This is a genomic window from Paraburkholderia guartelaensis, from assembly GCF_004353905.1.
In the GTDB taxonomy this organism is placed as follows: domain Bacteria; phylum Pseudomonadota; class Gammaproteobacteria; order Burkholderiales; family Burkholderiaceae; genus Paraburkholderia; species Paraburkholderia guartelaensis.
The window spans coordinates 101292-109509 of the sequence record NZ_SMOD01000028.1; the positions used below are offsets into that span (position 1 = coordinate 101292).

Sequence of the window (8218 nt, forward strand, 5' to 3'; positions counted from 1 at the left end):
GGGCTCGCCTGCGTTGCGGCATCGCCCGGTCGGGTCCACGCTCAGGAGCCGCTCACATGAATCCTCAGAACAATGGCGCGCTGCACGCAACCCTCGCGCTCACTCTCTTATCGCTCGCTGCGCTCGTACCTGGACTCGCACAGGCGCAGACCATCAAGATCGGCGTGCCGGTGCCGCTTTCGGGCAGCAGCGCCGCAGCGGGCACGGATATCCTGAACGGTGCGAAGCTCGCGGCCGCGAAAATCAACGCGGCGGGCGGCGTGCTCGGCAAGCAGATCGAACTCGTGCCCGAAGACGACGCGTGCGACGCGCAAACGGCGGTTCAGGCCGCGCAGAAACTCGTGGACGCGGGCGTGGTTGCCGTGGCCGGCGGCTACTGCTCGAGCGCGGCCTTGCCCGAGTTGACCGCCTTCCACCGCGCCGGCATTCCCTACGTGCTCGACGCGTCGACCAATCCGAAGCTCACGGAAATGGGCTACGACAACGTGTTCCGCACGATTGGCCGTGACGACGAACAAGGGCCTTTCGCGGCCAGCTTCATGAAGAATTCGCTGCACGTGAAGCGCGCCGCGGTGATCGACGACAACACGACCTATGCCAAGGGCCTCGCGCAGAACACCGTGGAATCGCTCAAGAAGATGGGCGTGGACGTGGTCTACGCAGACTCGATCACGCCGGGCCAGATGGATTATTCGCCGACACTCACCAAGGTTTCCTCGCTCAAGCCGGACGTGATCTATTACACGGGTTACTTCTCCGAAGCGGGCCTGCTCGTGAAGGAAGCGCGCCAGGTGGGCCTGAAGATGACCTTCATGGGCGGCGACGGCACCAATGACCCGACGCTCATGAAGACGGCCGGCCCGGCCGCCGACGGCATGATCATTACGACTGCGCCGCTCGCACAGTTTCTTCCCGGCGCGCATGAATACCTCGATCAGTACAACAAGAGCTATGGTCAGGGGCCGGGGCCGTACTCGGTGTACGAGTACGACGCCGTGGGCGTGACCGCCAAGGCCATCGCCGATGGCAAGTCGGCGAAGCCAGCGGACATCAGCGCCGCGCTGCACAAGATCACGAACTACCCGGGCGCCACGGGCACGATCGGCTTCAATCCGAAGGGCGACCGCAGCCGCGCCGTGTACATCACGGTCGTCGTGCATAACGATCAGTTCGAGCCTTACCAGCGCCAGGATGCAAACGGCAAGTGGGTGGCAATGAAGTAACCGCGCCGGGCCGCCCATGAGCACCTTTTTCCAGTTCGTCATCGAGGGGCTGACGATCGGCTCGTTCTACGCGCTCGTCGCCCTCGGTTACACGATGGTCTACGGCATCATCCGGCTCATCAACTTCGCACACGGGGATCTCTTCATGGTGGGCGCGTTCGTGGGCTGGACCGCGCTTTCCGTGCTCGCGGCTGCTCACCTGCCGCTCGTGCTCGCGCTGCTCGTGGCCTTCGCGGCCGCCATGCTCGCCACCGGCGTGCTCGGCGTGGCGATCGCGCGCGTGGCCTACCAGCCGTTGCTGCGCGCGCCGCGGCTTTCCATTCTCATTACGGCGCTAGCCGTTTCGCTGTTGCTGGAGAACGGCGTGCTGATCGCTTACGGCGCGGGCTTTCGCACGTATCCGCACCTGCTCACGCATACCGGCTTCGACATTGCGCAAGTGCATATCACGTTCGCGCAGATCGGCATTGTCGCGGCCAGCTTCGCGCTGATGATCGCGCTATATTTGTTCGTACACCATACGTTCATCGGTACGGCCATGCGCGCCCTCGCCATCGATCAGGATGCGGCGCGGCTCATGGGTATCGACGTCGAGCGGCTCATCCAGCTCACGTTCTTCATCGGCTCGGCGCTTGCCGCAGTCGCCGGCGTGATGGAAGGGCTTTTCTACACACAGATCAACTTCTTCATGGGCTTCGTGCTCGGGCTGCGCGCGTTTACGGCGGCTGTGCTCGGCGGCATCGGCAATATTCCGGGGGCGATGGTGGGCGGCTTCCTGATCGGCTTGCTGGAGGCGTTCGGCGCAGGGTATGTGTCATCGCAGTGGACCGACGTGTTCGTGTTCGGTGTGCTGATCGCCGTGCTCGTCGTGAAGCCGACGGGGCTGTTCGGCGAACGCGTAGTCGAGAGGATGTGAGCCATGCGCGCGCGGGCCACGGACACCTCATGGGTCGTTTCCGGCGTGCTGATCGCGCTGGCGATCGCGCTGCCCAAGTTCGCGAGCGGTTATATCGTCGATGTCGGGCTCACCATCATCACCTACGCGATTCTGGGCCTCGGGTTGAACATCGTCGTGGGCTATGCCGGGTTGCTCGACCTCGGCTACGCGGCGTTTTTTGCCATCGGCGCCTATACCACGGCGCTGCTCGAAACGCTGCTGCATTTCTCGTTCTGGGCGACGCTGCCATTCAGCCTTGCGTTCGCGGGCGCTTCCGGCGTCGTGATCGGCTATCCCACGTTGCGCCTGCGCAGCGACTATCTCGCCATCGTCACGCTCGGCTTTGGCGAGATCACGCGCATCGTCGCCACCAATCTCGACATTACCGGTGGGCCGAACGGCATCTACGGCATCGAACCGCCGAACCTGTTCGGCTTCGAGTTCAGTTCGCCGCGCTCGGTGTACGTGCTGGGCATGGCGTTCTTCATCGTCGTGCTGGTGTTCGCGGTGCGGCTCGGACGCTCGCGTCTCGGGCGCGCGTGGACCAGCATCCGCGAGGACGAGGCCGCCGCCGAGGCGGTGGGTGTCGCGACCCTGCGCGTGAAGATGCTCGCCTACGTGATCGGCGCGCTGATCGGCGGCCTCGCGGGCAGTCTCTTCGCCGCGCGCTTCGGTACGATCGACCCTACGGCGTTCACGTATCTGCAGTCGGTGACGATCCTCATCGTCGTCGTGATGGGCGGGCGCGGCAGCATTCCCGGCGTGATACTCGGCGCGCTGATCGTCGCGGGGTTGCCGGAAATGCTGCGCTTCCTGAACCTGTGGCGTATTTTCGGCTTTGCCGTGGCGCTCGTCGTACTCATGTTGTTGCGTCCGCAAGGATTGTGGCCCGCGCGCGTGAGGCGCGCCGCGCCGCGGCCCGAAGAGGAGACGGTGGCGCACGAAGCGGAAGCGGCGGAAGCCGCGGGCAAGGAACCCACGTCGGCCGTTTCTCTCGCCGATAGCAGTGGCCTCGAAGCCGCCGCCGCGCACGAAACCCTGCTCGAGGTGCATGACCTCGAGCGCCGCTTTGGCGGCGTGCGTGCGATCGGCGGCATCACGTTCCAGGTGCGCAGCGGCGAGATTCTCGCGTTGATCGGCCCGAACGGCGCGGGCAAGACCACGGTGTTCAACTGCCTGACGGGCGTGATCCGCCCGAGCGGCGGCCGCCTCGTTTGGCGCGGCGAGCCGCTTGGCGGCGGTGCGCCCCATCGCAACGTGCATCGCGGCATTGCGCGCACGTTTCAGGGCATCCGCCTCTTCAACCATATGAGCGCGTTCGAGAACGTGTTGATCGGCATGGATCATCGCCTGCACACGGCCCTCGTGGCGGAACTGGTGGGCACGCGCGCCGCGCGCGCCGAAGCCGCCGAGCATGGCGCGCTCGGGCAGCGCTGGCTCGACCTCGTGGGGCTCGGTGCGCGTGCGAGCGAGTATGCTTCGGACCTGCCATATGGCGATCAGCGCAGGCTGGAAATCGCCCGCGCGCTGGCGAGCCAGCCACGCCTGTTGCTGCTCGACGAGCCCGCCGCCGGCATGAACCCAACCGAAAAGCACGCGTTGATGGCGCAGATCCGCCGCATCCGCGACCTGGGCGTGACGGTGCTGCTGATCGAACACGATATGGCGCTCGTGATGGGCGTGTCCGACCGCATCATCGTGATGGATCATGGCGAGATCATTGCGCAGGGCACGCCCGCGCAAGTCCAGAACGACCCTGTCGTGATCGACGCTTACCTGGGTACGGCCGAGGAAGACGACGGACCCGACGCCACGGACGGGGAGAAGTCGCTATGGGGGTAGAGACGTCCGACAAGCTCCTCGACGTTCGCGACCTGCGCGTGAACTACGGCAACATCGAAGCGCTGCACGGCGTTTCGCTCGATGTCGGGCCGGGCGAGATCGTCGCGCTGCTCGGGGCCAACGGCGCGGGCAAGACCACGACGCTGCGCACGATCTCCGGGCTGCTGCGTCCGCGCGGCGGAAACATTGCGTTCGAGGGGCAGGCGCTCGTCGGGCTGCCGTCGCATCGTATCGTCGCGCTTGGGATCGGGCACGTGCCGGAGGGGCGCCGTATTTTCGGCGGGTTGACGGTCGAAGAGAACTTGCGCCTGGGCGGCTATCTCTTGCGGCGCGACGCGGGCGCGCTCGACCAGGGCATTGCTCAGGCATACGAAACATTTAGCCGACTGCGCGAGCGCAAGGATCAGCTCGCCGGCACATTGAGCGGCGGCGAGCAGCAGATGCTCGCGATTGCGCGCGCCCTCATGCTGAAGCCAAAACTCGTGCTGCTCGACGAGCCTTCCATGGGGCTCGCGCCCAAGCTCGTGCGCGCGATCTTCGAAGTGATTGCACGCATCAGCCACGCGGGCACGGCGGTGTTGCTCGTGGAGCAGAACGCGCGCCAGGCGCTGCGCATTGCGAACCGGGCCTACGTGCTGGAGGGCGGCCGTGTGGCGCTCGCAGGTTCGGCCCATGAACTGGCCGACGATAACCGCGTGCGCGCCACGTATCTCGGCGGCAGTGCGGCGGCGCAGGAGGGCGGGGCCGTCTAGGCGGCTACATCGGTTCTCTGGAGCTTCCATACAACATATAGAGAATCATTCTCGTTTGCATTAGCAATTAATCGTTATCCGATGCAAAATACGATACATGGCGACCCGGTGCGATGCGATGAGCATAAATTGCGCGAAACGGATGCTTTTTTGGAAAATCAGCGAAGGACTCTCCGATCGTGGATCAGATCTGGTTGCATCGGCCTGAAATCCCGCACCGCAAGCTCGAACGGCCAATCATGGCGGCAAGCTATCAATACGATGCTTCCCATAGAGGATCATGGCGTTCACACGATCAGGGGCGGTTCGTCTTTACGGTGAGCGGGATGCTGCGCGTGACGACGCCCATCGGCATGTGGACGCTCGGCCCGCAGCGCGGGCTGTGGATCGCGCCGCGCGTGGGCCACGAGTTGATCGCGACGAGCGCGGTGTGCATGCATAGCGTGTACTTCGAGCCGGAGGCGTCGCCGTGGCCGGAATCCGCATGCCACGCGGTGAGCGTTTCGTCGCTGTTGCGCGAACTGGTGGCGGCGATGGTCGAAGACCGCGAGCGCGACCCGGAGCGCCGTTACGCGCTCATTGCGCCGCTGTTGCTCAGTGAAATGCGCGATTCGCGCAAGGCTGCGGGCGGCGGGTTGCCGCTGCCGCTCGACCGGCGTTTGCGGCAGATCTGCGATTTCCTGCTGGCGGCGCCGGCCAATGGTGACTCGCTCGCTATCTGGGGCGAGCGCGTGGGGGCGAGCGAGCGCACACTCGCGCGGCGCTTCAAGGACGAGACCGGGTTGACGTTCGGCCACTGGCGCCAGCAATTGCGCATCGTCGAGGCCGTGTCGAAGCTTGCCCAAGGCGTGCGCGTGGCGGAGATCGCGGCCGAACTCGGCTACGCGAATTCGAGCACGTTCATCACGATGTTCCGCAAGACGATGGGCGAGACGCCTCAGCGGTATTTGAAAAGCGAGCCGCGTTGAAGGCGTTTGCCGTTTTCGCGGCGCGTGTCACATCTGCTTGAACAGGTGTGCGTATTGGCGGCTCACGTCGAGGGCGCCCGCGTGGCCGCGCAGCCTCAACGTCATCTTCCCGATCGCGCTGACCGAGGCGCATTCCACCTGGTCCACGTTGACCACCGTGCCGCGGTGAACCTGCCAGAAGCGCGCGGGGTCCAGTTGCGCGCATAACTCTCGCAGACTCGTGCGGATCAGCAGTTCGCCGCTGCGCGTCGTGACCACGACGTATTTGTCAGCTGCTTCGAAGTACAAAACATCGTCTACCGGCACCATGCGGATGTCGTTGCCGCTGGAGGCGCGCAGATAACGCAGCGGCGTTCCGCGCGGGGCGCTTTCCGCATTGCCCGCGTGCGCACCGGCGCGCGCTTCGCGCACGTCCTGGGTGATCGCTTCCAGTTGGCGCAGTACGCGTTGCAGATCCGCCTGCATCCGCGGAGCCTCGGCGTCGTCCGTCGCCGATCGCGCGAGCCGTGCGCGCAGGCGCTCCACCGTGCGGGCCAGCCTCGCTGTCTCCACGGGCTTGAGCAGATAGTCGATGGCCGCGGCCTCGAAGGCTTCGAGCGCGTAGGCGTCGTAGGCGGTCACGAACACGATTTGCGGCGGCGCAGCGAGATTCGCGCACGCGCGCGCGACATCGAGGCCGGTCGCGCCCGGCATGGCGATGTCGAGGAATGCGACGTCGGGCGCGAGCGCGCCGATGTGCTCGATGGCTTCGCGGCCGTTGCTGGCCGTCGCCACGATGCGCAGTTCCGGCCACACGGCCGCGAGTTCGCGCTCAAGCGCTGCGGCGATCAGCGGCTCGTCCTCGGCGATCAGCGCGGTCGGGGTGTCTAGCGAGCGGCGCGAGCCGTCGCCGTGTTGCGCCGTATCGGCGGCCGTCTGGCGTTTCATGATCCGGACTCCTGCACGCTTACGCCGACGGCTTCGCGCAGCGGCAGCCGTACGCGCGCAACGAGGCCATGCGGCACGTTCTCGATGAGCGTGAGCGACGCGTGCTCGCCATAGATCGCTGCAAGCCGCTCGCGCACGTTCACGAGCCCGACGCCCGCGCCCTGGGTGCCCGGCGTCGCGCCAAAGCCCGGTCCGGTATCGGTCACGCTCAGTTCGAGATGCTCACCGTCGCGCCGTGCGACGACGTCGATCCTGCCGCCCTCGAGCGCACCTTGAATGCCATGCTTGAGCGCGTTTTCCACGAGCGGCTGCAACAGCATGGGCGGCACCGGGAGTTCGGCGCAATCGTGCGGCAGGTCGAGCGCGTAGGCCAGGCGCGGGCCGATGCGCATTGCGTGCACGGCGAGCATCGAGTCGAGCACCTTGAACTGCACCGCGAGCGTTTCGCTTTGCGCGCGCGAGGCCTCGAGCGTCGCGCGCAGGAAGCGGTTGAGGCTCGCGAGCAGGTCGCGCGCACGCGGCGGGTCGGACGCGATCAGGCTGTCGAGCGTTGCCAGCGTGTTGAAGAGAAAGTGCGGCTCGATCTGCGCCTGCAGCGCTTGCAGCCGCGCGCTCAGGGCCGTGCGTTCGGCGGCTTCCTTTTGCCATGCCGTGCGCGCGACCTGCTCGCTCAGCTCGGCAATGCGCGTGCGCGACCAGCCATACCAGGTGACGAGCAGCGTGGCGGTGAGCGCGATCCAGCCGGTGAGCGCGAGATCCTTCGTCGCGAACGCGTTGTGCAAGCCGATCCCGAGCACCACGCTCGCAATGCCGCGCCCGATCGATGCGCCGAGCATGATGGCGAGCACCATCGCGAGGGCGAGTCGCGGGCCCGTGAGCGCATTGTGGCGTTGCAGAAAGAAGCGGGCGACGTCGAGCAGCAGCATGATCGAAAGCCCGATCGCCTGGCTGAAGACGAGGTTGTCGATGAATCGCTCGTGAACGCCCGCGACGGTGAGCGCGACCGCAATCAGCGTGTTGCCGATGACGACGATCATGCCCTCGCGCGCGAATCCGGCGATCAGGGCATTGGCCGCCGGCGCGGGCAAGCGGTCGGCGGCGTTCGGAAACTCGACGTGCGTGCCAGGAATCATGCGATCCAGCTTGTGACGATGAGGTTGAGCAGGCGGTGCGGCGTCGCAACGGCGGCAAGACCGGCAGCGATGAGACTGAAGAACGAACCGCGCATGGCGAGGCGATGGCCGCGGACGTTGCCGTGGCGGATCGCCCAGATGGCGCGCCCGACGCTTACGAACGTCAGCAGCGACAGGCCGTGCACCCAGGACAGATGCCCCGGATGCAGCTCGCGGATGTCGAACGAGCTGAGCGCGGCAGCGAACATCGTCAGCGCCCAAAGGCGGCCGAGCCACTTGTGCCGCGCGCTGCCCTTTTCGGTCAGCATGACGACGGTTCCGAGTATGACAGAAAGTGTTGCGGCGACGACGTGCGCAGCAATGATGGCAGACATGCGGGCTCTCCTTGGCGGGTCGAGCGGGGGCGATGTCTGCAGTGTGCTGAGTGGGGGCGGGG

Annotated in this window: 8 protein-coding genes; 5 read left to right on the top strand and 3 right to left on the bottom strand. The window is 66.0% G+C overall.

What is annotated here, in order from left to right; genetic code table 11:
- Nucleotides 1-56 precede the first annotated feature (56 nt).
- From E1N52_RS29965 to E1N52_RS29985, 5 genes are all read left to right on the top strand, one after another.
- Nucleotides 57-1223: a branched-chain amino acid ABC transporter substrate-binding protein gene (locus E1N52_RS29965; protein WP_133186636.1), complete on the top strand. Its 1167-nt coding sequence runs from the start codon at nt 57-59 to the stop codon at nt 1221-1223.
- Between the two features lie 16 nt (nt 1224-1239).
- Nucleotides 1240-2139 carry a branched-chain amino acid ABC transporter permease gene (locus E1N52_RS29970; protein WP_133186638.1) on the top strand — a complete coding sequence of 300 codons (900 nt, stop codon included), beginning with the start codon at nt 1240-1242 and terminating at the stop codon, nt 2137-2139.
- A gap of 3 nt (nt 2140-2142) precedes the next feature.
- Nucleotides 2143-4002, top strand: a complete 1860-nt coding sequence (locus E1N52_RS29975) for a branched-chain amino acid ABC transporter ATP-binding protein/permease (RefSeq protein ID WP_133186640.1) — start codon at nt 2143-2145, stop codon at nt 4000-4002.
- Complete coding sequence (locus tag E1N52_RS29980) at nt 3993-4754, top strand: ABC transporter ATP-binding protein (protein ID WP_133186642.1); 762 nt, start codon at nt 3993-3995, stop codon at nt 4752-4754. Before E1N52_RS29975 ends, E1N52_RS29980 begins: the two co-directional genes overlap by 10 nt.
- Nucleotides 4755-4933: 179 nt before the next feature.
- The gene (locus E1N52_RS29985; protein ID WP_133186644.1) at nt 4934-5722 is read left to right on the top strand and encodes an AraC family transcriptional regulator; all 789 of its coding nucleotides are present in this window, start codon (nt 4934-4936) and stop codon (nt 5720-5722) included.
- A gap of 27 nt (nt 5723-5749) precedes the next feature.
- Here the strand turns inward: E1N52_RS29985 and E1N52_RS29990 are convergent, their stop codons facing one another.
- Genes E1N52_RS29990 through E1N52_RS30000 form a run of 3 tightly spaced genes read right to left on the bottom strand, consistent with a single transcriptional unit; the run spans nt 5750 to nt 8156 of the window.
- A complete protein-coding gene (locus tag E1N52_RS29990) occupies nt 5750-6649 on the bottom strand; it encodes a LytR/AlgR family response regulator transcription factor (RefSeq protein ID WP_133186646.1) in 900 nt (299 codons plus the stop codon).
- Complete coding sequence (locus E1N52_RS29995) at nt 6646-7782, bottom strand: sensor histidine kinase (protein WP_133186648.1); 1137 nt, start codon at nt 7780-7782, stop codon at nt 6646-6648. The genes E1N52_RS29990 and E1N52_RS29995 overlap by 4 nt, the downstream gene beginning before the upstream one ends.
- Entirely contained in the window at nt 7779-8156 is a 378-nt protein-coding gene (locus E1N52_RS30000) for a DUF2306 domain-containing protein (RefSeq protein WP_133186650.1), read from the bottom strand. The genes E1N52_RS29995 and E1N52_RS30000 overlap by 4 nt, the downstream gene beginning before the upstream one ends.
- Between the last annotated feature and the right edge of the window lie 62 nt (nt 8157-8218).